Genomic DNA, 26,901 nt, shown 5'->3' on the forward strand with positions numbered 1-26,901 from the left:
ATTTAATGAAAACGTTGTGTTTTTTTAATGAAATTAAGAAAATATAGCTATATTTAGTAGTCAATAAATTATATGTTTTCGTTTTTTAAAAATAGGAAAGATTCTACATATGCCAAGGTTATTGGATTACTATCATTAGTTTCGGTTTGTTTACTAATATTAGTGATTGCCTTGTATTTTTACATGAAAGTACAAGAACGTCAAATTTTTAAATCCAGTAACGAGATTTACAATAATGAGGTCAATACTTTACTTAAATTAAATTCTGAATCATATACTTCAATTTCAATAGACGTTACATATTGGGATGAATTTGTTGACTTTATTGGGACTAGAGATTTAAACTGGTTCAATACTTCAGTGGCAAGTGTTTTAGATGCTTACAAATTAGAATATGTTGGTGTTTATACTACTAATGGAGAGTTTATTACAAAAGTCTCAACTACAAAGATAAATACTAAAGAATTTATTCCTAAAGAAGCTATAGATAAACTATTGCAAAAAAAAATTGATAAGTTTTATTTAAAAACTCCCGATGGTATTGTAGAAGTTTTTGGAGCAACAATTCATCCTTCGAGTGATCCTTTTAAAAATAAGACAGAGCCAGCTGGTTGTTTTTTTATGGTTCGTTTATTAGATAATGAATATTTTGCCGATATTGAAAAAATAACAACTTCTAATATAAAGTTTTATAAGGGAAATGAAGTAGCAAATAAAACAGTGTTTACGGTAGTACCTCTTAATGATTTTAAAGATGAATTAGTAACAAGCTTATATTTTAAAAGAGCTTATAATATAGACTTTTGGATCACAAAAACGATTCTTTTAATTATGGGTTTTGCACTTATAATTTCTTGGCTTGTTTACTATATTTATGCTAATAAATGGTCAAAATTGCCTTTAAGTTTCATTAAAAAAATATTGCGTGATGGCGATCAATCTGCAATTAACTCATTAAAAAACATCAAAGGTGAATTTCGTTATATAGGTAAACTTTTTGAAGATAATCAGATTCAAACTAAAGAGTTAGAAATAGCTAAAACAAAAGCAGAAGAAAGTGATAGGTTAAAATCAGCTTTCTTAATGAATCTATCCCATGAGATAAGAACACCTATGAATGCTGTTGTTGGTTTTTCTGAATTGTTATCAAATAAAGATATTTCTGAAGCTGAAAGAATTGAGTATACTAAGGTTATTCAAGAAAGTGGTAAAAATTTAATAGACATTATCGATGATTTGGTTGAAATGTCTAAAATTGATTCAAATTTGGTTAAACCGAATTTACAACCTTTTGATTTACAAGAACTAGTTTCAAACATTTATAAGACATACGATAAACTTTATTCTAATTCTGAGGTTGAATTTAAATTAATTGCTCCCGAAAATTTTGATAAAAAAATAATTACTGATAAGACAAAACTCAGTGAGATTATTACCAATTTAATGAATAATTCTCATAAGTTTACGCCTAAAGGTTTTATTATTTTAGAGTACAATTTAGATGAAAAGGCAAAAAAAATAAACTTTTGTGTTAAAGATTCAGGGATTGGCATTAAATCCGAATTTCAAGAAAATATATTTAAACGCTTTAGTAAAGTAAATTCACAAGGTATTTCGGGTAATGAAGGATTAGGATTAGGATTAGCAATTTCTAAGGCCTACATAGATATGTTAGGCGGCGAAATTACTTTTGAATCTAAAGACGGAATAGGTACAACTTTTAATTTTTCAATTCCACTTATGTTTGATGATTCAACATCTGAAGATGAAAAATTAGCTGTAGAAGTAAAAGAGCCAGTAGATTTAGGAAAAGAGTTAGTTATTTTAGTTGCCGAAGATGACAATATTAATTACCTACTAATTGAAAGAATTTTAAAGCCGTTAAATGCAAAAATAATTAGGGCTAAAGACGGAGTTGAAGCGGTAAATTTTTGTAAAGAAAATAATGAAATAGATCTTATTCTAATGGATATAAGGATGCCTAATATGAATGGGTATGAAGCATTTGTTAAGATTAGAGAATTTAATAAAAACATACCTATTATAGCGCAAACTTCTTATTCATTCGAAGAAGAATTAACTAAAATTGAATCTTTAGGTTTTACAGACTTCATTTCTAAACCTATTCAAAAGAATAAATTGCATGCTATGGTTCTTAACCATTTAAAGAAATAATTGCCTATATTATTTTACCAATATTTTCTTTTTTTTAATTACTAAAACGTTTTCTTTTACTTAATTTTACAATTCTTTTAAAAAAGTAAATATGAGTAATCATTACAAGTTAAACGTAAACAATTCTTTTCAGATCGATGCAGACCAAGAGAAAGTTTCTCATTTAGATGCTGTTAGCATTGATGAAAACAAGTATCATATTCTTAAAGATAATCAATCTTATCATACAGAAATTGTAGATGCTAATTTTATTCAAAAAAAATATACTGTTAAAGTTAATAATAACAGTTATACAGTTAAAATTGGCAATGAATTAGATACTCTTATCAAAGAAATGGGATTTGAAGTTGGTGCTTCAAAACAAGTAAATGCTATTAAAGCACCTATGCCAGGTTTAATTCTTGAAGTAAGTGTATCAGAAGGGCAAGAAGTACAAGAAAATGATCCTTTATTAATCTTAGAAGCTATGAAAATGGAAAACAGTATTGTTTCTCCAAGAAGTGGAAAAATTAAATCTGTTGTTGCCATTAAAGGAGCAGCTGTAGAAAAAGGTCAATTATTAATCGAATTCGAATAAAATGAAAAAAATATTAGTTGCAAATAGAGGGGAAATTGCACTTCGTGTTATGAAAACAGCAAAAAAAATGGGAATAAAAACCGTTGCTGTTTTTTCTGTTGCCGATAGAAATGCACCACACGTAAAATTTGCCGACGAAGCAGTATGTATTGGAGAAGCCCCTTCAAATCAATCGTATTTAAGAGGTGATAAAATTATTGAAGTTTGTAAAGAACTAGGTGTAGATGGAATACACCCTGGTTACGGATTCTTAAGTGAAAATGCTGATTTTGCTGAATTAGCAGAAAAAAATAACATTACTTTCATCGGACCAAAGTCTAAAGCGATGAAAATTATGGGAAGTAAATTAGCCGCTAAAGATGCTGTTAAAGCTTTTGATATTCCTATGGTGCCAGGTTTAGATGAAGCGATAACGGATGTTGCAAAAGCAAAAGAAGTTGCAAAAAATATTGGTTTTCCCATTTTAATTAAAGCTTCTGCTGGTGGTGGTGGAAAAGGAATGCGAATAGTTGAAAATGAAGGTGAATTTGAATCGCAAATGAACAGAGCTATTTCTGAAGCAACTTCTGCTTTTGGAGACGGTTCAGTTTTTATTGAAAAATATGTTGGTTCGCCGCGTCACATCGAAATTCAAGTAATGGCAGATACGCATGGAAACATTTTGTATTTATTCGAGAGAGAATGTTCTATTCAACGCCGTCATCAAAAAGTAGTGGAAGAAGCACCATCTTCTGTTTTAACACCAGAAATTCGTAAAGCAATGGGAGAGGCTGCTGTTAAAGTGGCACAATCTTGTGACTACTTAGGAGCAGGAACTGTTGAATTTTTATTAGACGAAAATAAAAATTTCTATTTCTTAGAAATGAATACGCGTTTACAAGTTGAACATCCGGTAACCGAAATGATTACAGGAATGGATTTAGTTGAAATGCAAATTCGTGTAGCAAGAGGTGAAGAATTACAAGTAAAACAAGAAGATTTACAAATTAACGGACATGCTATGGAACTTCGTGTGTATGCTGAAGATCCATTAAACGACTTTTTACCAAGTGTTGGAAATTTAGAAATATATCAATTACCAGTTGGAGACGGAATTCGTGTAGATAATGGTTTCGAACAAGGAATGGATGTGCCTATTTATTACGATCCAATGTTGTCTAAGTTGATTACTTACGGGAAAACACGTGAAGAATCTATTCAAAAAATGATTGAAGCGATTGCTGATTATCAAGTTGAAGGTGTAAGTACAACATTACCATTTGGTACTTTTGTTATGCAACATGAAGCTTTTCGTTCAGGAAATTTCGATACAAATTTCGTAAAGAAATATTACGATAGCGAAATTCTTAAAGAAGCACAAAATAAAGAAGCTGAAATAGCTGGATTAGTTGCATTAAAACAATATTTAGAAGATCAAAAATTAGTTCGTTTACCCAATTAATTAAGAATATAGAAAATAGAACATAGAAAATAGAAATTTTAAGTTTTTTGATAAGTCTATATTCTATTATCTATTCTCTTTAATCTAAAAAAAAGATGGAAGATAAAATCAAATCATTACAAGATAAAATTGCTTTAGCAAAATTAGGTGGAGGAGAAAAGCGTATTGCTAAGCATCACGAAAAGAAAAAATTAACAGCGAGAGAACGCGTTGAATATTTATTAGACGAAGGTTCTTTTGAAGAAATGGGAATGTTGGTTACACATCGTACAACCGATTTCGGAATGGAAAACGAATCGTATTACGGAGATGGTGTTATAACAGGTTACGGAACTATTAATGGACGTCCAGTTTATGTTTTTGCACAAGATTTTACCGTTTTTGGTGGTTCGTTATCGGAAACGCATGCAGAAAAGATTTGTAAAGTAATGGATATGGCTTTAAAAACGGGAACACCTATGATTGGTTTAAACGATTCGGGTGGAGCACGTATTCAAGAAGGTGTTCGTTCGTTAGGTGGTTATGCTGATATTTTCTTTAGAAACGTACAAGCTTCTGGAGTAATTCCTCAAATTTCTGCTATTATGGGACCATGTGCTGGTGGAGCAGTTTATTCTCCAGCAATGACCGATTTTACGATTATGGTGGAAAACAATAGTTATATGTTTGTTACCGGACCAAACGTTGTAAAAACGGTTACTAACGAAGAAGTAACTTCTGAAGAATTGGGGGGAGCAAGTACACACTCTACTAAATCGGGTGTAGCACATATTACTTCTCCAAACGGAGTGGAATGTTTAGAAGATATCAAGAAGCTATTGAGTTATATGCCTCAAAATAATCGTGAAACAACTCCAAAATTAGCTTATGAATTAGGAGAAGAATTACGTACAGCATTAAACACAATTGTTCCAGATAATGCAAACAAGCCTTACGACATGCATGATGTGATTAAAGGGATTATCGATGAAGATAGTTTTTTTGAGGTACACAAAAACTTTGCTGAAAATATTATTGTAGGTTTTGCTCGTTTAGGTGGAAGAAGTATTGGTATTGTGGCGAACCAACCTATGGTTTTAGCAGGATGTTTAGATGTGAACAGTTCAATTAAAGGTGCACGTTTCGTGCGTTTTTGTGATGCATTCAATATTCCATTATTGGTGTTAGAGGATGTGCCAGGTTTCTTACCCGGTACAGATCAAGAGTGGAACGGAATTATTACGCATGGGGCTAAATTATTATATGCATTTAGTGAAGCAACTGTGCCAAGAGTTACAGTAATTACGCGTAAAGCTTATGGTGGAGCGTATGACGTAATGAACTCAAAACACATTGGTGCCGATTTTAACTTTGCTTGGCCAACAGCAGAAATTGCAGTAATGGGAGCAAAAGGAGCTTCGGAAATTATATTTAAGAAAGAAATTAGCGAAGCAGCTGATCCAGCTGCTAAATTAGCGGAAAAAGAAGCAGAATATGCCGAATTATTTGCAAATCCTTATAGCGCTGCAAAACGCGGATTTATAGATGAGGTAATTTTACCAGAAAATACACGTAGAAAACTACTTAAAGCGTTTTCAATTTTAGAAAACAAAGTAGTAGATACTCCAAAACGTAAACACGGAAATATTCCGTTGTAATTTAAAAACCGCTGTAAGGCGGTTTTTTTATTCAAACTCTTTTATAACCCATAATGCCAAAAGAGTAGTATGTATATTTGATGACTTATCTTCATCTGGATCCCATGACCAACCTCCATCTTTATTTTGTTTTTGTAGTAATTTTTTTAACCATCTTTTTTTTACTAAATTAGGCTTTTCAAAGCATATTAATCCTATTATTCCTTCTAGCCAATTGTCATTTATTGAATCTTCTTTTTTAATTTTTTCTAAAAGTATAGGTGTTATAAAAGTAATATAGTTTTTAAAAAGTAAATTTTCTTCTCTTGTTTGATTATACTTAGACCATCTATATGCTAGTGCTATATGACTGATTTGTCTGATATTTAAATTTTCGGGTGTTTTTTCTAAGATTGTTTTTTTGCATTCAGAATCAAATCTAATACTATTAGAATTTGATGCCCAAAGAAGTAAATGTTCAATTCCTAGTGTCTTGTTATAATTGTAGATTAAAGAATCTATAGGTTTTATGTTTTTTTTCTCAATTATTGAATTAAAAAAAGAATAAGGTATTTGTTCATCTGGGTTTAGCTTTTTGTCACCTAACGGAATTTGTTTTAATGAAGGGTTAAAAGTATATTGATTATTTAACCAATGTGTCATTAATTGTAAATTATAGGAATAGTCTTTTGTTTCTTTGTTACGAATTAAAAAATCAATTGCATATTCAATCGGTTTGGTTTTAAATTGTGCATTTACTAATGAACTAAAAAGTACAAAAATCAGTATAATTTTATTCATCTTTAATGTATCGAACAGATATTAAAAAAAGGGATTGTTTTTCGTAAGCAATTGAGTGACCGTTTTCAGAAATTATTAGAATACCTTGTTTAGAATCATAATGATCATTTGTAAGATAATATCCAGATTCATTTTTAGCAATTAAAACTTTATCTTTTATAGAATAAACTCCATTTTTATTTAATGAAATAGATGTATTATAATCATTGTTTTTGTTAAATAATTCTTCATAATTTTCTAAATAATTTACAAGTAAATCTTCCCAATCCCTATTATTTGGAATTCTCCATCCTTCAGGGCAATTTTTGAAAATATCTTTTACAGCAATATTAACAGCATAATCTTCACACATCCATCTTGTTTTTCCTATCAATCGCGTTTTTATAGGTTTGTTGTTAATCTTTATAATTTCAATTGGTGATACTTTATATTCTTTTACTTTAAAATTAAAAGTTGAGTCAATACTTCCACAACTAGTTGTTTTTTTTATACTTATAGTAAGACTCGATGTGTTTGAAGGGATATTTGAAATATAAGGAGATTCATTGCTCATTTTCCAATTTTCTATTTTAAATTGAGTGCTACCCTTAACTAAATCAGAATAATAGATTTTTACTAAATTATTTTTTTGAATAATAGAATCAATTTTAGGTAACCTAGCTTTAGGTGTACACTCACCACATAAAGCAAACCATTTATTAGTAAAAAAATAATTAATGCAACCAGTAGTAGTATTGAATACCATATAACCATCTTCCGCATTCTTAATTGAATCAATTTGTTCTTGATTTAATTTAATAAAAGAAGTACTACTGTTTTTAATTTCAATATTTTGAGAAAAAACAGTATTGACTATTAGCAACGTATAAAACAATAATTTATTCATTATGGGTTTATTGCTCCTGTTTGTGTTCCATAATTAGAAAAAGTTGAACCACTGCCGTTACCTTGTAATGCTAAACCTGCAGCACCTCCATTACCTCTTCTTTGTGTTCCACCTCCTATATTCCCCGCAACACCAGGAACGCCTCCAATTCCACCAGTTCCGGCTCCTGTTCCATTGCAGGTACAAGATGTAGCACCTCTATTAACTCCAGCCCCACCAGTACCACCTGCTAAAGGAGTTCCTGCATTTCCAAAATTACTTGCTGATCCACCACATCCACAAATAAATCCTGATGTAGCTCTTGTGGTATTATTGCCACCACCTCCACCAGGAGGAGTGCCAGCGCCGCCGCCGCCGCCGCCGCCTGCAGCTGCACAAGTAGCACCGCCACCGCCACCGCCACCGCCACCGGCGCGTACGGTACCATAATTTAAAACATTTATTGGAACAGTACCTGATGTTTGTATTGCATGACCACCTCTTCCACCATTTTGTCCATTTGTATCTCCTTGGCAAACGGCATCACTCTCTTGACCTCCAGTACCGCCATCTCCACCTCCAGCATAAATATTACCATAATTATATAAAGTTATTGAAGCTCCTGCTGGCATTGTAGACGCATCAAATCCTGGGTTTCCTGCTGATCCTGATCCACCATTTGCGGCGGCAGATAAAGTTACACCAGCGCGAACGTAAACACAATAATTTTTTGCTTGACCACCACCAATGTAAGTGTTTAAATTAAATCCTGTTTGATTTGTGGAAATAATAACAATTGAATCACATGTACTACACAAGCTATTCCAAAATCCATTATTACCAGTCACAGGTATTGAACTTGTATCCCAGAATTCAAAACAATTAGTTGTTGTATTGAAAATTAATAACCCTTCAGGATGTGTTCCTCCCATGGCATCTCTTTGAATAGTTGTCATTCTTGGTAATAATACCCCTTTTGTTGTAGATCGAACCTCCAATACAGCACTAGTATTAGGAGCAGTTGTACCTATTCCAACACTATTTTCACTTGCGTCAACTGTAAAAGTACTAGCATCAACCCTTAAATCTCCGTCATTATCATTTTGTAAATATAAGATTGAATTGGTGTTTGTAATAATTTCATTGTTATCAATTCTTAGACTATTTCCAATTTCTAAAACACCTGTTCCAGCTGTTGGAGTTGCATCATTTGTATTTGTAAATTCGACACGTCCATTGCTAACGACTAATCTATCGGTTGGTGAAATATTTCCAATACCAACATTACCATTGGCTAAAACAACAACTTTTTCTGTATTATTTGTTTTAATAATTAAAGGCTGATTATCGGTAGTTCCAAGATAATTATTAGCTGGATTGGTTCCTGTATTTCCCCAAGTACTCCATTCTTTACCTTGTGATAAACTTTGCCAAATAGAAGTAGTTGCGTTCCAATAGTAAAAACCAGGTGATACATCTGCAATTGTTGCAGTATTATAAATTAATTCAGAATCTATTAGTGTGGGAACCGTTGTATTATCTGTTGAACTTGTCAATGCTACTTTAGGAATAATTAATCCATCATTGTTGATAGATTCTATGTGCAATGAACCTTGAGGGGTTGATGTGCCAATGCCAACTTGACCAATTGAAAGATTAATGATAAAAAAAGATAATAGTAGTAGATTTTTTTTCATTTTGTTAGTTTTTGTAAAAATATTTAATTTTTTTATAGTTTGTTAATTTAAAACGATGTTTGGTTAAGAATTTCGTTAAAATATAATATATATGTATTTTGTTTTTGTAAATGTTTATTTTTGGCATGCTTTTTAATCAGTATTTGTGATGATTAATTTATTATGAAACGGACAATTTTTTTATTTTTTATATTCATTTTAACTTTTTCTGCCTTCTCTCAAACGGTTGTTAACCATAGAGTGAGTGCAGGAGAAACTATTTATGCCATTGCAAAAAAATATGATGTGAAAGAGAAAGCTATATTTGATGTAAATCCTAATTTAAAAGGAAAATATCTTCAAATTGGACAAGTGATTACAGTTCCAAAAAAAGTTAAGACTATTGAAACTGTCCTAATTCTTCCAGAAACGTATAAAGTTGAAAAAGGAGATACATTTTATGGAATTTCTAAAAAGTTTAATTTATCTATAAATGAAATTCAAAAACTAAACCCCGATTTAGATTCTAGAGATTTAAAAATTGGAATGATTGTTCAACTTAAAAAGAAAGAAGAAGTTGTCGAAGTTGAACAACCTACAATTACTCCATCTGAAAATAATGTTGAGAATCAAGATGTCGAAGAAGACTTAAATGCGGTTGATGTTATTCACGTTGTAAAAAAAGGTGAAACTTTATATAGAATTGCTAGAAAATACGACACTTCAGTTTCAAAATTGCAAGAGCTAAACCCCAATTTAGATAAAACTTTACCAATGAATTATCAGTTGGTAATTAGAAAAGGAGTTCAAACTGAAAATGTTGAGGTTGTAGCGGTTAAGGATGAAGAAATAAACGAAGTTGAAAACTCTTCCCAAGTTACTTTAGCTTTAGCTGATGCTCTAATTCTAAAATCTAGCGAATTCTTAGGTGTGCGTTATCGATCTGGTGGAACTACAAAGGCAGGTTTCGATTGTTCGGGATTAATGTGTACAACATTTAAAGAAATAGATATAAACTTACCAAGAACTTCCAGAGATCAGGCAAATTATGGTATTAAGGTAAAAAGAAAACAAGCTCAAAAAGGCGACTTGATTTTTTTTGCAACAAATAGAAGACGAACTATAAGTCATGTTGGTATGATTACGGAAGTGAATGGAGACGAAATTAAGTTTATTCATTCGTCAACATCTTCGGGTGTTATTATTTCTTCCCTAAACGAAGATTATTACAAAAAACGTTTTGTACAAATTAATCGCGTGTTGAAGTAAACTATTTTACAGGAATCCAAACTTCTTCTTCCGATTCAGGATTTTCATGTCCTTTGTATTTGTCGCCTAACAGTTCAAAATGTGGTCTGTCATCTAATTTAAACTCACTTTTAGGCAACCATTCTCCAAATATAAATTGTGTTGTTTGCATAAAATCTTGAGTGGTGCCTTTATGAAGAAAAACAGCATACTTTCCAGGTTCTAATTCGAATTTTTCAAAACCTTCGGGTATAGAATCAAAATCTTTTACTTCAACTAATGCATATTTTTGGAATTTAGTTAAAGGAGTAAACTTTTCTAAACTCTTAAAATCATAAATTTGAAGTGAAAACAAATCGGCCGAAACTGCATTGTGAATTTCTTTTAATCGAGGCATTAGTTTTTTCCAAACCATAATGGTTTTATCTTCAGCTATTGAAGTAGTGGTAGAGTATCCAATTAATTTTTTAGGTTTGGTTTCTTCGATTCGTAAAAACATCTTTTTTTATCAAATATAAAAAATCCTTACCATTTACGATAAGGATTTTCAACTAACCACGCAGTATTATGAATACTACTATTAAAAAAATCTACTCTTAATTTTGTTGCAAGAAACTATAAATTTCATCTTTTAATTGTACACGTTCCATTCGAAGTTTATTTAAAACTTCATCAGTAGCTGGTTCAGCATCACTTTCAATTCTATAGATTTCATGGTCTAACTCATCGTAAGCATCAAATAATTTTTTAAAATGATTATTTTCAACCTTTAAAGAGTTAATCTTAGCTTCAAATTCTGGAAATGCCTCAGTAAGTACATGCTTTTTTATCATACCTAAAATTGTTTTAATGTTTAACTTTCATATTCAAAGTTACTTCCTTTAGATAATAAAAAACATGATATAAATCATTCAAAATAATAAAAAAACCTTGTAAATCATATTTTACAAGGTTTTAGTCATTTTTCTTAAATTAGATTAATTTCCTTTAATTCTTTTCCAAATCGATTTCGACGCTTCATCTAAAGAGTAAGATATGTTTTTATCTATGAAATAGTCACCATTTTCATTTTTACATAAGGGGAAAAATAATTCAGGTTGTTTATCCTTATTAAGGAAAACCCCAAATTTGAGCACAGATACTTTTTCAATTCCATTTTCGAATCTTGCATAGGCAAAATCTTGTGAGAAGTTTACAAAAGGTTCAAGGCTTTTATCTGCTTTAATTTTTCTAATTATGGATTCATCGTTTTGTACATAAATTAATTCCATTTTATGATTAGAGTCTAATAAAGAATAATCACTTATGTAGTAACCGTCATCTGTTTTTACAACGACTTGCCAGTAAAAAGTATTAAATGGAGTAGGTGTAACTGTTAATTTTGAAAATAAAATGTTTTCAGAATTTAATTTTTCAGTAAATTCATTATAAATGAAAGTTCTTATTACCAATCCCCAAACTAAATATAAAGTTGAAATTGTTAATGAAGTTGCTATGATTTTTTTTCGAAATGAATTGTCTTTCTTCAGAATTAATAAGACAATACAAGCTATTAATAACCAAATTGTATATAATGGGTCAACAACAAAAACATTATTTAAGGAATAGAACTCCTTAGAAAATGGATATAGTATTCTTGTGCCGTAAGTAGTACAAATATCTAATAATGGGTGTGTAAATAATGCTAAAAAAGACGCCCAAAACCAACCGAAGTAAGGTGTTTTATATTTTTTATGAAACCAAATGCCAAAAATAAGGCTTAATGGAAACAAAAAGAAAATAGAATGTGAAAATGCTCTATGAATAGCATATTGTTGAATATCTGTAAAAAAAGGATTTAATAAAACATCTAAATCTGGAATTGTACCAAGTATAGCACCATAAAGCATTGCTTTTTTTCCTATTTCCTTGTCTTTCACAAGAGCAAAAGTTGCGGCGCCAAGAACAATTTGAGATAATGAATCCATTGTTAGTTTAAAGGTTCTGCGTACAAATCAAATTCTGTAGCATCAGTAATTTTTAAATCAACAAAATCTCCAGTTTTTAAATAGAATTTCGATGCTTCAACTAATACTTCATTGTCAACATCTGGACTATCAAATTCCGTTCTTCCAATGAAATATTCGCCTTCTTTTCTATCAATAACACAACGGAAAGTTTGTCCAATTTTCTCTTGGTTTAACTCCCAAGAAATTTGAGCTTGAATATCCATAATTTCCATGGCACGTTGTTGTTTAACTTCATCTGGAACATCATCAACTAATGAATAAGCATGGGTGTTTTCTTCATGAGAATAAGCAAAGCATCCTAAACGTTCGAAACGCATTTCTTCAACCCAATTTTTTAATATTTGGAAATCTTCCTCCGTTTCACCTGGATAACCAACAATTAGAGTAGTACGAATTGCCATTTCTGGAACAGCTTTACGAAACTCCTTCAACAAGTTTGTTGTTTTTTCGTAAGTCGTTCCACGGCGCATCGATTTCAAAATATTATCAGAAATATGTTGTAAAGGAATATCTAAGTAATTACAAATCTTAGGTTCACGTTTCATTAATTCTAATACATCCATAGGGAAGCCAGTCGGGAATGCGTAATGTAAGCGTATCCATTCAATTCCTTCAACTTTAACCAATGCTTCTAAAAGTTCAGCTAAGTTTCTTTTTTTGTATAAATCTAAACCGTAATACGTTAAATCTTGAGCAATTAGAATTAATTCTTTAACGCCATTTTTTGCAAGTTTTTCAGCTTCAATTACTAATTTTTCGATTGGAGTTGAAACGTGTTTTCCTCTCATTAATGGAATCGCGCAAAAACTACACGGTCTGTCGCAACCTTCTGAAATTTTTAAATACGCATAGTTTTTAGGAGTTGTTGTTAAACGTTCGCCTATTAATTCGTGCTTATAATCAGCGCCCAAAGCTTTTAGTAATAAAGGTAATTCTGTTGTGCCAAAAAACTGATCAATATTTGGAATCTCTTTTTCTAAATCCGGCCTGTAACGTTCAGATAAACAACCAGTTACAAATACCTTATCAACCAAACCTCGTTCTTTTTTATCAGCATACTCTAAAATAGTATTAACCGATTCTTCCTTAGCATTGTCAATAAACCCACAAGTGTTGATTACAATAATATTGCCTTCGTCTTTAGTAGCTTCATGAGTTACTTCCTTTCCATTTGCTTTTAATTGTCCCATTAAAACTTCACTATCGTAAACATTTTTTGAACAACCTAAGGTAACAACATTGATTTTATTTTTCTTTAACGATTTGGTTCTCATGTGTTTAAAAATTTGGATTGCAAAATTACATTAAAAAAATGAAAGCATATCTATAAACTTTAAAAAAGAAACCCGATAGAACTTCTATCGGGTCATTGTTTTATCTTAAAGCTAAAATTAAAAATTAACAGAATATGTTAATGTTACATTATTTTGAATGGCTCTAATTCTTGAAGTATCATTCATACCTGAAGAAATTAAATATTGTTTATAATTTCTATGTGCATAAGAATAAGCTAAGTCTAATCTGTTTTTTCCAAAGTTATATCCTAATCCACCAGAATAACCTGTTAAATCTCCCATAGGGTAATCAACTGTGTACGGACTTTCTTCAAAACGATATCCACCTCTAAAACTCCACTGTTTGTATTTGAACTCTCCACCTAGGCGAATTTCTAATGCATCAGTTAGGGAATTTCCAATTCCTGTATTCAAATCTTGGTAAACAGAAACGTTTTTTGGTCGGAATTGAATTTCACTAAAGTCTTTTCTAGAAACATCTAAACTAATTAAACCTCTATTTCCAAAAATGTATGCAGCACTACCTGTTAAAGCACTTGGAGTTTGAAGTTTGTATGTAGGAAATACAAAAATTGGCCCTTGATAATATCTATTTTCATCACCAGATGGGACATTTACATTACCAAAAGTATATAAATCTTGAATTAATTCATCTGTAAGTCTATACCAAGTTGGTGATTCATATGCAATACCAACTCTGAAAGATTCGGTTACTTTTGCAATTGCACCAATATTAAATGAAAAACCAGAACCATAGGTAGATAATTGATTATCAAAAAGTATCTCTCTTACTGTAGGTTGCGATGATGCATTTTCAGGATTTTCATTATACTCGTATAAACTCGTTGTTCTAACATAGTCTGTAAAATGCGCATTTAAATTTAATCCAAGAAAAATTTTATCTTTATAAGATGTAGCAAAATTACCTGTGATTTTACCATTATAACCTGTTGTAGTTATCAGGTTTTCTTGGTAATAATTTCCTCCACCAGGAACATTTGAAATAAATAAACCTGGATTATTGGTATCAGGATTAATGATGTACGTTTCGTATCCCATATCATATTGATAATCATTGAAATCAGTATTCGCAATAAAATTTGCTTGGTCTACAAAATATTGTGAAATTGAATTGTTCGGATTTGTTCCTGCAATAAAGATTTCGTTATCAAAATCATGAGTATTTTCATAATTTAATCCAATTGAGAATTTTTTCCAGTCACTACTTCCACCTTTGTCTTCAAATATAAAAACGGCTCCTAATTGATTTAAATCTAATGTACTATAGCATTCATCCGTTTTTGTCCCAAAATAATTACTATTATTTTTAGTACTAAAACTTGAACCAGAAATACTTGCATAATTGTTTGTAAACAAAACGCTTCCCGCAGGATTTACATTAAGAGCAGATAAATCTCCTCCTAAGGCACCAAAAGCACCACTCATTGCTCTAAATCTAGCCGTTCCGGTTAGATCTTGAATGGCATATCGTAATCCATCTTCTTGTCTTATTTCTTGGGCGTTAGATATAAAAAATCCTAAGCCTAATAGTGTAATTAATGTTTTTTTCATAGCAAAATTATATTAACGTCCACGTCCACCAGAGCTTCTTCCACCTCCGCTAAAGCCTCCACTTCTTCCACCTCCAAAACTTCCTCCAGAACTTCTTGGTGAAGAAAAACCACTGTTTGAACTAGGTCTAGGTGAAGAATAGTTAGATCTTGGTCTAGGAGTTGAAGTATTATTGCTTCTTGGTGTTGTTGTATTGTTTGATCTTGGTGTAGAATAGTTATTAGATCTAGGTCTAGGAGAAGAACTATTCACATTTCTAGGATTAGAGTTATTGTTTATACTTCTTGGATTGCTTGAAGTACTTCTAGGTCGGTTTAAGTTGACATTATTTCTTGTAGAATTCCTATTTGTAGTACCATAATATGGTCTTCCTCCTCTAGGTCCTGAGCTATAAACGACATTTCTTCCATAATTTCCATAATAACCATTATACCAGCCGCCGTAATATGGATTGTACCAAGAATTCCATCCCCAACCCCAATTTGGACCATACCAAGAATTCCATCCCCAGCCCCAGTTGGCACCGTACCAAGAATTCCATCCCCAGCCCCAATTAGCACCATACCAAGAATTCCATCCCCAGTAAGGTCTATTCCAAGAGTTCCACCCCCAATAAGGGTCATACCAAGAGTTCCATCCATACCAACCATTGTTGTAGTAATTAATGGTTACATCATGATTATTATTACCCCAACTAGCATATCTGTTTGAGCTATCATATTGAGAATTATAAACAGTTACAACTGTATCATTTGCTGTTTCTGAAGAATAATTATCAACATCAGTAAAATACTCATATTGATCTTGATATTCTCCTTGCATTGATTTGAATTGTTCTGCATAAACTTGCCCATTTTGCAGATTTTCTTCTGTGTACTGATTGATTACTTCATTATCGTTTCTATCGTAATTTCCATAAACGCCATCATTATCATAATAAGAAGAATTTTGATACGAGCCACATGAAATTACAAAAACAGCTAAACTTCCAAATGCAAAAAGCATAGGAAATTTACTTAAAAAAGGTAGTTTAGTCTTCATAACGCATTTTTTTTATTGTCGGACAATACAAATTTAACTAGTTTTGTCGAATATTTTACTTAAGATAAAGTTAAACAAATTTTATGCCAAAACATTAATAATGAGCAAGAACTTAACAACTAGAGCAGAAGATTACTCAAAATGGTATAACGAATTGGTAGTTAAAGCTGATTTAGCCGAAAATTCAGGAGTAAGGGGATGTATGGTAATTAAACCATATGGTTATGCAATTTGGGAAAAAATGCAAGCCGAATTAGATAGAATGTTTAAAGAAACAGGGCATGAAAATGCTTATTTTCCACTATTTATACCCAAATCATACTTTAGTAAAGAAGCTAGCCATGTTGATGGATTTGCAAAAGAATGTGCTGTTGTAACGCACTATCGTTTAAAAACTGGTGAAGATGGAAAATCTATAGAAGTTGATCCTGATGCAAAATTAGAAGAGGAATTAATTGTTCGACCTACTTCTGAAACAATTATTTGGGATACTTATAGAAAATGGATCGAATCGTATAGAGATTTACCAATATTAGTGAACCAATGGGCGAATGTAGTTCGTTGGGAAATGCGCACGCGTTTGTTTTTGCGTACCGCTGAGTTTTTATGGCAAGAAGGACATACAGCACATGCTACAAAAGATGAAGCAATTGCAGAAGCGGAACAAATGATGAATGTGTATGCTGATTTTGCTGAAAAATTTATGGCGATTCCTGTTGTTAAAGGTTATAAAACTGCAAACGAACGTTTTGCTGGTGCGGAGGAAACCTATTGTATTGAAGCTTTAATGCAAGATGGAAAAGCCTTACAAGCAGGAACATCTCACTTTTTAGGACAAAATTTTGCCAAAGCTTTTGATGTGAAATTTGCTACAAAAGAAGGGAAGCAAGAATATGTATGGGCTACTTCTTGGGGGGTTTCTACACGATTAATGGGAGCTTTGGTCATGACTCACTCTGATGATAATGGATTAGTGTTGCCTCCAAATTTAGCACCAATTCAAGTAGTCATTGTTCCAATTCATAGAACAGATGAGCAATTAGAACAAATTTCTGCACAAGTGAATGATTTGGTTAAAGAATTAAAAAATTTAGGTGTTTCAGTTAAATACGATAGTAGAGAATCTCAACGCCCAGGATTTAAGTTTGCTGAATATGAATTGAAAGGTGTTCCAGTACGTTTAGCAATTGGTCCTAAAGACTTTGAAAATGGAACGTATGAAGTAGCTCGTAGAGATTTATTATCAAAAGAAGTTATTTCAAAAGATAGAATTGTTGACTATATAATGAATTTATTAGATGAAATTCAAACGAATTTATATGCTAAAGCGTTGGATTATAGAAATTCGCATATTACAGAAGTAAATTCATTTGATGAGTTTAAGGATTTATTAGAAACAAAAGGTGGGTTTTTATCAGCACATTGGGACGGAACTCCTGAAACAGAAGAAAAAATAAAAGAATTGACAAAAGCAACCATTCGTTGTATTCCTTTAGATCAAAAAGAAGAGGAAGGAAAATGTATTTTAACAGGTGCTCCATCTAATGGAAGAGTACTGTTTGCTAAGGCTTATTAATTTTTTTTTAAAATTTTTCATTTGACTATTGCAGGAATAAAAATTAGGTGTATCTTTGCAACCGCAAATGAGAATAATGGTCCGTTCGTCTAGGGGTTAGGACGCCAGGTTTTCATCCTGGTAACACGGGTTCGATTCCCGTACGGACTACAAAATATCTCAAGGCCCGTTCGTCTATCGGTTAGGACGCCAGGTTTTCATCCTGGTAAGAGGGGTTCGATTCCCCTACGGGCTACTAATTAGTTGTGATTAAGTTTTGTAAAATATAAGTCAAGTGTCTCTGATTTTTATTTTATTAGTTAAAACCAAAGTGATTGTAATGCAATTGTGGGAGGTTTTTCTTTTTTAACTAATAGTTTATAAATTATTATTACAATTAAAAAGAAGTAAAATGGCAAATCATAAGTCAGCTTTAAAAAGAATTAGAAGCAACGAAAAGAAAAGAGTTTTAAACAGATATCAGCACAAGACTACACGTAATGCTATTAAATCAATACGTATGGCTACTGATAAAGCTGAAGCTATTGCAAAATTACCAAGCGTAATTTCAATGATTGATAAATTAGCTAAGAAAAACATCATTCATTCTAACAAAGCTTCAAACTTAAAGTCTAAGTTAACGAAACATGTTGCAAGTTTATAATTAACTGCTTCAGTGTAGATAAAACATAAAGCTCTCCTTGTGAGAGCTTTTTTTGTATATTAAATTTACTTTATCTTTTTAATTAGTAGTGATTTATAAAATATTTACACTAATTTTGCACCTTCAAAAAATCATCGAATGAATTCTATTAGAAACATCGCTATTATTGCACACGTTGACCACGGTAAAACTACTTTGGTTGATAAAATTATGTACCATTGTCAATTATTTCGTGAAAACGAGAACACAGGAGATTTAATCCTAGACAATAATGACTTGGAGCGTGAAAGAGGGATTACAATTACTTCTAAAAACGTATCGGTTATATACAAAGGAACTAAGATTAACATTATCGATACTCCAGGTCACGCCGATTTTGGTGGAGAAGTAGAGCGTGTATTAAACATGGCTGATGGTGTGTGTTTATTAGTAGATGCATTCGAAGGACCAATGCCTCAAACTCGTTTTGTTTTACAAAAAGCAATTAGTTTAGGCTTAAAACCTTGTGTTGTTATTAATAAAGTTGATAAAGAAAACTGTACACCAGAAGAAGTTCATGAAAAGGTTTTCGACTTAATGTTTGAATTAGGGGCTACAGAAGAACAATTAGATTTTCCAACAGTTTATGGTTCGGCTAAAAATAACTGGATGAGCGATGATTGGAAAAATCAAACTGAAAACATTGAACCTTTATTAGATATGGTTTTAGAAAATGTTCCAGCTCCAAAAGTTTCTGAAGGAACTCCTCAAATGTTAATTACTTCATTAGATTTCTCAAGTTTTACAGGTCGTATTGCTATTGGTCGTTTACAAAGAGGAGTATTAAAAGAAGGAATGAATGTTTCTTTGGTAAAAAGAGACGGAAAGATTATTAAAACTAAAATAAAAGAACTACATACTTTTGAAGGTTTAGGACGTAAGAAAGTTACAGAAGTCGTTGCTGGAGATATTTGTGCTTTAGTAGGTTTAGAAGGATTTGAAATTGGTGATACTGTTGCAGATTTCGAAAACCCAGAAGCATTACAAACTATTGCAATTGATGAGCCTACAATGAGTATGTTGTTTACTATTAACGATTCACCTTTCTTTGGTAAAGAAGGTAAATTTGTAACATCTCGTCATATTAAAGATCGTTTAACTAAAGAATTAGAGAAAAACTTAGCATTACGTGTTAACGAAACAGATTCTGCTGATAAATTCTTAGTTTTTGGTCGTGGTGTTCTTCACTTATCAGTTTTAATTGAAACAATGAGAAGAGAAGGGTATGAGTTACAAATTGGTCAACCACAAGTTATCATTAAAGAAATTGATGGTGTAAAATGTGAGCCAGTTGAAGAATTAACAATTGATTTACCTGAAAATTTATCAGGAAGAGCAGTTGAGTTTGTTACAGTTCGTAAAGGTGAAATGTTAAGCATGGAGCCAAAAGGTGAACGTATGATTATTAAATTCAACATTCCATCTCGTGGAATTATTGGATTACGTAATCAATTACTTACGGCTACTGCTGGAGAAGCTATTATGTCTCACCGTTTTATTGAGTACCAACCATTCAAAGGAGAGATTCCTGGACGTTTAAGTGGTTCTTTAATTTCTATGGAAAACGGTAAAGCAATTCCTTATTCTATTGATAAATTACAAGAGCGTGGTAAATTCTTTGTTGATCCTAATGAAGATATTTACGAAGGACAAGTAATTGGTGAAAATTCACGTGGTGACGATATGGTTGTGAACGTAACTAAAACTAAAAAATTAACAAACGTTCGTTCTTCTGGAGCAGATGATAAAGCAAGAATTATTCCTGCAATTAAATTCTCATTAGAAGAAGCATTAGAATATATTCAAAAAGATGAATATGTAGAAGTAACACCAAAATCGTTACGTTTACGTAAAATTTATTTGAATGAAAACGATAGAAAACGTTTTAAAATAGCATAATTTTAAATCCCGACTTGTTCGGGATTTTTTTATTTCAGATATATTATGGAAGCAAAATTAAAATTTGGATTAGATCAATTGCTATACGGAATGAAACAAAATAACGTAGAGCAAATTTATGGAAAAGCAGATTTCCAATTTTTTGATGAAGATGAAAATGTAGTTTTAGTTTATAATAAATTGAAAGCTAAGCTTACTTTTTATGCAGATGAAGATTTTAAATTAGGTTATATTACAACTTCAAATACAGAACTTACATTTTTTGGGACTACTGTTCTAGGGAAATCTAAAAATGAAGTTTTAGAGCTTTTTAAAGCTAATAAAATTGAAAAATGGGAAATTGAAATTGTTGAAGGCGAAGAGATGTTGTTTAATGAAGACAATTGGGTTTTCTTATATTTTGATTATAACCAATTAATTAAAATTGAAATTGGTGCAGTTTTCAATAATCAAGATGAATTTGATTGGAAGTTTTAAGCATAAAAAAAGCCCTGAAAAATTCAGGGCTTTTTTATTTTTATTTTGGCATTGTTTCTAACATTTCAATTTCAAAAATAATATTAGAATTCGGTGGAATTACATTTCCTGCACCTTGTTTTCCATAACCTAAAGCAGAAGGAATATATACTAAAATTCTATCGCCATAATTCATTTGCTCTAAACCTTCAATAAAACCAGGAATTAAACCTTGTTTGTTTCCATATTTAAAAGGGAATGGTTTGTATGCATTAGCTGCTGCTCTATTTGGATCCAACTTACCATTTGCATCAGCCACATCTTGAAAACTAGTATCAAATAATTCGCCAGTAGATTCTAAGAAACCAGCGTAGTTGATATAAACTTCTGTACCGCTAGCAGGTTTTTGACCCTCTCCTTTATTTATAAATTTATAAATTACACCAGATGGTAATTTTGTACCATCTAATTTTAATTGTTCAATTCTTGCTAATGATTCGATTTTAGCTTTTTTAATCTTTTCAGCTATTTTTTTTGTCTCTTCTGCTTCTTTTTCGTGATATTCTTTGAAAACTTTAACGGCATCAAATCTTTTTGCTGCTTTCCCTTTTCTAACAATTGAAATTTTTTCAATTAAATCACCTTGAACAATTGCATTTACAACATCTTGTCCTTCTACAACATGTCCGAAAACACTGTGTTTTCCATCTAACCAAGGAGTTTCTTTATGTGTAATAAAAAACTGAGAACCATTAGTAGCTGGTCCGGCATTTGCCATTGATAAAATTCCTGCTCTATTGTGTTTTAAATCAGGATGAAATTCATCTTTAAATTGGTAACCTGGTCCACCAGAACCATTACCATCAGGATCACCACCTTGAATCATAAAGTCAGAAAGTACTCGGTGAAAAGTGAGTCCGTCATAATAAGGTTTTCCTTTTAGTTTCTCAGCAACAAAAGGGTTTTTCCCTTCTGCTAAACTTACAAAATTAGCAACTGTTATAGGTGTTTTTTCATACTCTAATTGTAAAACAATATTTCCTTTTGATGTTTTGATATCTGCATATAATCCGTCAGGAAGTTTGTCACCTGGATTATTACAAGAAGTAAATAAAGCAATTAAGCTCAGAAATAGACTTGTCATTTTTTTCATTTTTTAGTTTTCAGTATTTAAAGAATCAACTTTTATTTCGTTTAAAGTTACGGTACAAATTATTGGTTGATTAGAATCGATTTTGTCGGTATCTCCTCTATAACCATATGCCATATGTGATGGAAACAAAAATGTAACGGTTTCACCTTGTTTCATTAGTTTAATACCATCTCTTAATCCCATTAGAATATTTTCTTTATCAACGTAATACTCTTGAGGTTTTAATTCAGCTTTTGTATATATAATTTGATTCATTAAATTTTTAATTTCATAATCAAAGTATGCAATATCACCTCTTTTAGGATTAGGGAGAACATCTTCAATTTTAGTTTCGTATTTGTACCAATACCCTTTTGAAGAAGCTATGTATTCTTTAAGTGTATCTTTTTTGATAATATCATCAATTAACTTCTCTTCATTCGCAATTAACTTTTTATTTCGTTCAATAGATTCTTTAATAAAAGAATTTTCTGTATATGAAACAGGCTTGCGAGCTTGTTGATTTGAGCAACTCGTTAAAAGGAAAAATAACGATAATATGTATAAAAAGTATCTCATTATTGATGATTTAGGTTTGCTAAGTTAGCAATAAATTGGTTTACAGTTTCTTCTAATGAAGAAAAAGATTTACCTCCAGCTGCATTTATATGTCCGCCACCATTAAAATACATTCGGGCAAATTTATTAACATCATAATTCCCTTGCGATCTAAAAGAAATTTTAATGATACCTTCTTCCTTGTTTTCAATGAATATTGCGGTTATAAAGACATCTTTTATTGTAAGGCCATAATTTACAATACCTTCAGTATCACCTTTTTGATAGTGAAACATATCTAATTCTTCTTGTGATAATGTTATATAAGAAGCATGTAAATCTGGTAAAATTCTTAAATTCTGTAATGCTTTTCCTAGAAGTTGTAAACGATTATATGTTGAATTATCATAAAGTAAGTTATACACTTCACTATTGTTAACGCCTTTCTCAATTAAATCGGCTACACAATGATGTGTGGCAGGCGTAGTTTTTGGAAAGCGGAAACCTCCTGAATCAGTTAAAATTCCAGTATAAATACAAGTTGCTACATCTTTATTTATGAGTGGGTTAAAATCTAGTGCGTTAATAAAATCATATATCATTTGACATGTAGATCCATAACTTGTATCCGAAAATAGATATTTTGCATAATTATCAGGAAGTTCATGATGGTCAATTAACACCATTGGAATAGAAAGTGTTTCAAGGTAGCTTCCCATAAAATCTCCTGTTCTATGAAGTGCATTAAAATCAAGTGTAAAAATTAAATCTGAATTAGATAAAATCGCTTTTGCTTTTTCCGTTTCTCTTTCAAAAACAACTACATCTTTTGAATTTGGTAACCATGCTAAAAAATCAGGAAATTCATTTGGAGAAACATAAAAAACTTCATGATTAAGCTGTTTTAATGTATTTAATAATCCTAATGAAGAACCCATAGCATCTCCATCAGGATTTCTATGAGAAACAATAGTAATTTTTTTTGGAGTTGATAGTATGTGTTTAATTTCTGATAATTCTGATTGTGAAAACATAAATTATTTTGCTAAATAAATTCCTAAACCAACAAAAAGTATTCCAATAATTATACTAATTGCCATGTATAGTAAAGATGTTATTAAATTTCCCGATTGAATTAAAGAATAGTTCTCTAAACCGAAAGTAGAAAAAGTTGTAAATCCTCCACAAAAACCCGTAACAAGTAAAAATTTTAGATTTTCAGACTCTGATTGTTTGTTGAGATAACCTATTAAAAAACCTATTAAAAGACAGCCAATTATATTTACGGTCAAAGTGGCATAATGAAGTTTGCCAGGAAGATTTTTAGCAATTAAAAGGTTTGTTACAAACCTTAGAACACTTCCAATTCCTCCACCTATTGCAACTAAAAGTATACTTTTTATCATTTTATCTTTTTAAGGCGAAATGACCTTTAATGGTTTTTCCGTTTGTAAGTTCTAAAACAAACCAATAATCTTCTGAAGGAACTTGATGACCATTTATTGTTCCATTCCACCCTTGCCCTTCTGGACTGATCTGTTTTAATAGTTTTCCGTACCTATCAAAGATAAAAATTTTACTTTCTTGTAATCCTCTTTTTTCTAAATTTTTAATATTCCATGTATCGTTAAATCCATCTCCATTTGGAGTAAAGAAATTTGGGTAATCTAAAATTGAAAAGTTAGCACTTGCAATTCCACAACCATTTTTGTCATTCACAAATACTGTATATTCACCTGTTTCTAAGTTATAGAAAATCGGATTATCTTGATAATTTATTCCATCTAAAGAATATTCATAATCTCCATTACCAGATACGATTATTTCTGCCGTATTATTTGAACTAAAATCGTTTACAATTATATCAACTATAGTTGCAATTTCTGAGGTTAAAACTGTGAAATTTTTGATAGTAGAACATTCATTAGTATTAATAATTTCTACTGAATAAGTTCCTGCATTAGATACTTCTATAGAAGATGTTGTCTCCCCAGAGCTCCATATATAATTATATCCCGTTTCGGCTTGAAGAATAACAGAACTTCCGCTGCAAATACTTAAAGTTTCATCAGGAATTTCATCTTCAAAAATATTTACAATTAATGTAATAGGTATTGGAGCATAACAATTAACATTTGTTATTTTTCCATATATTGTATGTGTATATGGTGTGTTATTATAATAAGGAATTGTTATTGGAGTAGTGTCGTTAATATTATCAAAAAGTTGAAGAGTATAATTGCTAGGGAGTGAATTAAATAATTGATTTTTAATAGCTAATAAATCTCCATTTGTAAAATAAGAAATTCCATTTTGAGCATTATCATCGTCACATTTAGTATATGTACTTTCATTTACAATTAATTCTTCAGTAAAATCTAAATTAATTTTCATAGATTCAGTACAAGTTGAACCAAAACCAAGTAAAACACTATAGTTTCCATTCATTAGTTGGTTGTATGGAGGAGAGAAATTTAGAATAGGACTATTTTCTCCATTTAAAATAGAACCATTAAAATACCATTGATATGTAGTAACACCAGCTGTAGTTGCATCTAAACTAAAGGTTTCGTCATAACAAACAGGATTGTTCAGAGCAAGTGTTCTATCATTTCCTAAGGTACCCACTGATGAAAAACTTCCTCCTTTTAAAAATATTGCTGAATCATATCTATAATTTCCTTCGTCAGCAATTACAAGTTTTATATGATAAGTTGTTCCAGGAGTTACGTCAGCTTCAGCTTTTAAAGTTACTGTTTGTCCATTGTAATTAGTAGGATGATTAAAGGTGTTATATGAACCAAAATATTGTTCGTTTTCACCATCACAACCATTAAATATTTCAGGATGAACCGTTGTAACTTTAACTGGAATATTTGTACCAGGAATAAGTGCTAAATTTTCATACGGAGTCGTTCCAACTTCTCTAAGCAAAAATGCAAATCCATCCGAATATTGACAAGGTGCAGTATCATGATATTCTTCAGATGAAAAAATGTACTCAAAGCTGATTTTATCTCCAAGTGGTACAAAATCAAATTCTAAAATTGTAGCATTTATTGAGTTGCTGATACTTAACGCCTGATTTAAGTCACTGTCTCCATTCCAATTTGGAGCATCATCGTCAGATAAACTACTATTTGGACCAACAGCATTATTTATTTTACCTGTACTTAATATAATACCTTCTTCAAGTTCAAAGGCTGAGCCATTTCTATTAAAATAACCCCAGCTTTTCTCACCAGTTCCAAAATTACCGCCAGAAACAGTTACATTTGAAACTGAAGCACAAGAGTTTGAAAAAAGAACATCTTCAACCAATTGCTGTGCTGTATAATTTTGATCAACTGAAATATATTGCGAAACAGCAGGTGTACTCAGTAATAATAAAGTAAATAATAAATATAAATTCTTCATAGCATCTGCAAAGATACTACAAATCTCTTTTTTCTAGCAATTTATACGAAAGCCAAATAAATGTTAAAGTCCAAACTAATGCAATTAAGATGCTTGAAAAGTGTACATCGTAGTCTTTTATATTCTCAATTCCTACTTGATTACCAATAGTTTTTACAAAACTTAATCTAGAATAGGGCTCAACTACAATATTAGACATCGATTCTAATGGAAAGAAATCATATATCTTATCAATTAAAGTTTCGCTTCTATCTTTTTCTTTTAAAATTACATATTTTAAAATTCCGTGACTGAAGAATTCAAACATTGTCCAAAAAATTAAGAAGCCTAAAGCAAAGGCTGAACGTTTTATCAATACACTTAAAAACAAACAGAAAGAAAAGAAGGCTACAAGTTTTACAAAATAACCTAAAACATATTCTAATTGAGAAAATATAATTGAAACTTCATTGTATGACGAAAAGCGAAGACCTAAAATCAGGGTGATTAAGAATACGAACAACGTTGAAACAAATGAAAAGGTAACTACCGTTAAAAATTTACTTAAGATAACTTCTTTTTTACTAAATCCGTCTATTAAGTTTTGTTTTAACGTACCGTAAGTATATTCGTTAGCCATCATTGAAACAATTACAACAGCTAAAAATATTTTAAAATAATCGGCTACATACGTATTGAAATGCCAAATAAAAGGAAAATTAAAAATACCTTGATCGGCGATATTTACATGAATTGGACCTAAATCAAACTCAATATTACTGATTAAAAACAACAGGAAAAGCAATGAAAAATAAAGGATTACTAATATTTTACTGGCTCTGTTTTTAAATATTTTTTGAAATTCGATAGAAAGTAATCGGAACAT

Annotated in this window: 24 protein-coding genes and 2 tRNA genes; 11 read left to right on the top strand and 15 right to left on the bottom strand. The window is 31.1% G+C overall.

What is annotated here, in order from left to right; all coding sequences use genetic code 11:
- Window positions 1-183 precede the first annotated feature (183 nt).
- The 4 genes from KK2020170_RS07320 (at window position 184) to KK2020170_RS07335 (ending at window position 5,830) form a co-directional block, all read left to right on the top strand.
- Window positions 184-2,175: a response regulator gene (locus tag KK2020170_RS07320; RefSeq protein ID WP_221257687.1), complete on the top strand. Its 1,992-nt coding sequence runs from the start codon at window positions 184-186 to the stop codon at window positions 2,173-2,175.
- Window positions 2,176-2,266: 91 nt separating this feature from the next.
- A complete protein-coding gene (locus tag KK2020170_RS07325; protein ID WP_221257688.1) occupies window positions 2,267-2,752 on the top strand; it encodes an acyl-CoA carboxylase biotin carboxyl carrier protein subunit in 486 nt (161 codons plus the stop codon).
- A 1-nt stretch (window position 2,753) separates the two neighbouring features.
- Window positions 2,754-4,193: an acetyl-CoA carboxylase biotin carboxylase subunit gene (accC, locus tag KK2020170_RS07330; RefSeq protein WP_221257689.1), complete on the top strand. Its 1,440-nt coding sequence runs from the start codon at window positions 2,754-2,756 to the stop codon at window positions 4,191-4,193.
- Window positions 4,194-4,288: 95 nt separating this feature from the next.
- A complete protein-coding gene (locus tag KK2020170_RS07335; protein WP_221257690.1) occupies window positions 4,289-5,830 on the top strand; it encodes an acyl-CoA carboxylase subunit beta in 1,542 nt (513 codons plus the stop codon).
- A gap of 27 nt (window positions 5,831-5,857) precedes the next feature.
- On the opposite strand, the gene KK2020170_RS07340 is transcribed toward KK2020170_RS07335, so the two are convergent.
- Genes KK2020170_RS07340 through KK2020170_RS13220 form a run of 3 tightly spaced genes read right to left on the bottom strand, consistent with a single transcriptional unit; the run spans window position 5,858 to window position 9,172 of the window.
- Window positions 5,858-6,610, bottom strand: coding sequence for a hypothetical protein (locus tag KK2020170_RS07340; RefSeq protein ID WP_221257691.1), 753 nt, complete (start codon window positions 6,608-6,610; stop codon window positions 5,858-5,860).
- Window positions 6,603-7,496 carry a fibrobacter succinogenes major paralogous domain-containing protein gene (locus KK2020170_RS07345; RefSeq protein ID WP_221257692.1) on the bottom strand — a complete coding sequence of 298 codons (894 nt, stop codon included), beginning with the start codon at window positions 7,494-7,496 and terminating at the stop codon, window positions 6,603-6,605. The genes KK2020170_RS07340 and KK2020170_RS07345 overlap by 8 nt, the downstream gene beginning before the upstream one ends.
- Window positions 7,496-9,172 carry a hypothetical protein gene (locus KK2020170_RS13220; protein ID WP_221257693.1) on the bottom strand — a complete coding sequence of 559 codons (1,677 nt, stop codon included), beginning with the start codon at window positions 9,170-9,172 and terminating at the stop codon, window positions 7,496-7,498. The genes KK2020170_RS07345 and KK2020170_RS13220 overlap by 1 nt, the downstream gene beginning before the upstream one ends.
- 162 nt (window positions 9,173-9,334) lie before the next feature.
- On the opposite strand from KK2020170_RS13220, the gene KK2020170_RS07355 reads away from it, so the two are divergent.
- A complete protein-coding gene (locus KK2020170_RS07355) occupies window positions 9,335-10,420 on the top strand; it encodes a peptidoglycan endopeptidase (protein ID WP_221257694.1) in 1,086 nt (361 codons plus the stop codon).
- A 1-nt stretch (window position 10,421) separates the two neighbouring features.
- Here the strand turns inward: KK2020170_RS07355 and KK2020170_RS07360 are convergent, their stop codons facing one another.
- From KK2020170_RS07360 to KK2020170_RS13225, 6 genes are all read right to left on the bottom strand, one after another.
- Window positions 10,422-10,898 (bottom strand): GyrI-like domain-containing protein, encoded by a 477-nt coding sequence (locus KK2020170_RS07360; RefSeq protein ID WP_221257695.1) that lies wholly within the window; start codon window positions 10,896-10,898, stop codon window positions 10,422-10,424.
- 97 nt (window positions 10,899-10,995) lie between these two features.
- A complete protein-coding gene (locus tag KK2020170_RS07365; protein WP_221257696.1) occupies window positions 10,996-11,232 on the bottom strand; it encodes an HP1242/YdcH family protein in 237 nt (78 codons plus the stop codon).
- 144 nt (window positions 11,233-11,376) lie between these two features.
- Complete coding sequence (locus KK2020170_RS07370) at window positions 11,377-12,366, bottom strand: metal-dependent hydrolase (RefSeq protein WP_221257697.1); 990 nt, start codon at window positions 12,364-12,366, stop codon at window positions 11,377-11,379.
- 2 nt (window positions 12,367-12,368) lie between these two features.
- Window positions 12,369-13,682 (bottom strand): 30S ribosomal protein S12 methylthiotransferase RimO, encoded by a 1,314-nt coding sequence (gene rimO, locus KK2020170_RS07375; protein WP_221257698.1) that lies wholly within the window; start codon window positions 13,680-13,682, stop codon window positions 12,369-12,371.
- 117 nt (window positions 13,683-13,799) lie between these two features.
- A complete protein-coding gene (locus KK2020170_RS07380; RefSeq protein WP_221257699.1) occupies window positions 13,800-15,275 on the bottom strand; it encodes an OmpP1/FadL family transporter in 1,476 nt (491 codons plus the stop codon).
- Window positions 15,276-15,287: 12 nt separating this feature from the next.
- Window positions 15,288-16,316 (bottom strand): hypothetical protein, encoded by a 1,029-nt coding sequence (locus tag KK2020170_RS13225; protein WP_221257700.1) that lies wholly within the window; start codon window positions 16,314-16,316, stop codon window positions 15,288-15,290.
- A 100-nt stretch (window positions 16,317-16,416) separates the two neighbouring features.
- On the opposite strand from KK2020170_RS13225, the gene proS reads away from it, so the two are divergent.
- The 6 genes from proS to KK2020170_RS07415 all read left to right on the top strand — a co-directional run bounded on the left by proS (window position 16,417) and on the right by KK2020170_RS07415 (window position 20,950).
- A complete protein-coding gene (gene proS / locus KK2020170_RS07390; protein WP_221257701.1) occupies window positions 16,417-17,892 on the top strand; it encodes a proline--tRNA ligase in 1,476 nt (491 codons plus the stop codon).
- A gap of 78 nt (window positions 17,893-17,970) precedes the next feature.
- Window positions 17,971-18,042: transfer RNA gene (locus KK2020170_RS07395), tRNA-Glu, on the top strand.
- Between the two features lie 13 nt (window positions 18,043-18,055).
- Window positions 18,056-18,127, top strand: a tRNA-Glu gene (locus KK2020170_RS07400).
- A gap of 156 nt (window positions 18,128-18,283) precedes the next feature.
- Window positions 18,284-18,535, top strand: coding sequence for a 30S ribosomal protein S20 (gene rpsT, locus KK2020170_RS07405; RefSeq protein ID WP_221257702.1), 252 nt, complete (start codon window positions 18,284-18,286; stop codon window positions 18,533-18,535).
- A 138-nt stretch (window positions 18,536-18,673) separates the two neighbouring features.
- Window positions 18,674-20,473 carry a translational GTPase TypA gene (gene typA, locus KK2020170_RS07410; protein ID WP_221257703.1) on the top strand — a complete coding sequence of 600 codons (1,800 nt, stop codon included), beginning with the start codon at window positions 18,674-18,676 and terminating at the stop codon, window positions 20,471-20,473.
- Window positions 20,474-20,518: 45 nt separating this feature from the next.
- On the top strand, window positions 20,519-20,950 hold the full coding sequence (locus KK2020170_RS07415; protein ID WP_221257704.1) for a hypothetical protein: 432 nt from the start codon (window positions 20,519-20,521) through the stop codon (window positions 20,948-20,950).
- Between the two features lie 40 nt (window positions 20,951-20,990).
- On the opposite strand, the gene KK2020170_RS07420 is transcribed toward KK2020170_RS07415, so the two are convergent.
- Genes KK2020170_RS07420 through KK2020170_RS07445 form a run of 6 tightly spaced genes read right to left on the bottom strand, consistent with a single transcriptional unit; the run spans window position 20,991 to window position 26,901 of the window.
- Window positions 20,991-22,082 (bottom strand): peptidylprolyl isomerase, encoded by a 1,092-nt coding sequence (locus KK2020170_RS07420; protein ID WP_221257705.1) that lies wholly within the window; start codon window positions 22,080-22,082, stop codon window positions 20,991-20,993.
- Window positions 22,083-22,085: 3 nt separating this feature from the next.
- Window positions 22,086-22,640 (bottom strand): gliding motility-associated peptidyl-prolyl isomerase GldI, encoded by a 555-nt coding sequence (gene gldI / locus KK2020170_RS07425; RefSeq protein WP_221257706.1) that lies wholly within the window; start codon window positions 22,638-22,640, stop codon window positions 22,086-22,088.
- The gene (locus KK2020170_RS07430) at window positions 22,640-23,653 is read right to left on the bottom strand and encodes a DHH family phosphoesterase (RefSeq protein WP_221257707.1); all 1,014 of its coding nucleotides are present in this window, start codon (window positions 23,651-23,653) and stop codon (window positions 22,640-22,642) included. The genes gldI and KK2020170_RS07430 overlap by 1 nt, the downstream gene beginning before the upstream one ends.
- 3 nt (window positions 23,654-23,656) lie before the next feature.
- Window positions 23,657-24,025: a fluoride efflux transporter CrcB gene (crcB, locus tag KK2020170_RS07435; protein WP_315861809.1), complete on the bottom strand. Its 369-nt coding sequence runs from the start codon at window positions 24,023-24,025 to the stop codon at window positions 23,657-23,659.
- A gap of 1 nt (window position 24,026) precedes the next feature.
- Window positions 24,027-26,036, bottom strand: coding sequence for a T9SS type B sorting domain-containing protein (locus KK2020170_RS07440; RefSeq protein ID WP_221257708.1), 2,010 nt, complete (start codon window positions 26,034-26,036; stop codon window positions 24,027-24,029).
- A 16-nt stretch (window positions 26,037-26,052) separates the two neighbouring features.
- On the bottom strand, window positions 26,053-26,901 hold the full coding sequence (locus tag KK2020170_RS07445) for an ABC transporter permease (protein WP_221257709.1): 849 nt from the start codon (window positions 26,899-26,901) through the stop codon (window positions 26,053-26,055).

Source organism: Flavobacterium okayamense, from assembly GCF_019702945.1.
Classification (GTDB): Bacteria; Bacteroidota; Bacteroidia; order Flavobacteriales; family Flavobacteriaceae; genus Flavobacterium; species Flavobacterium okayamense.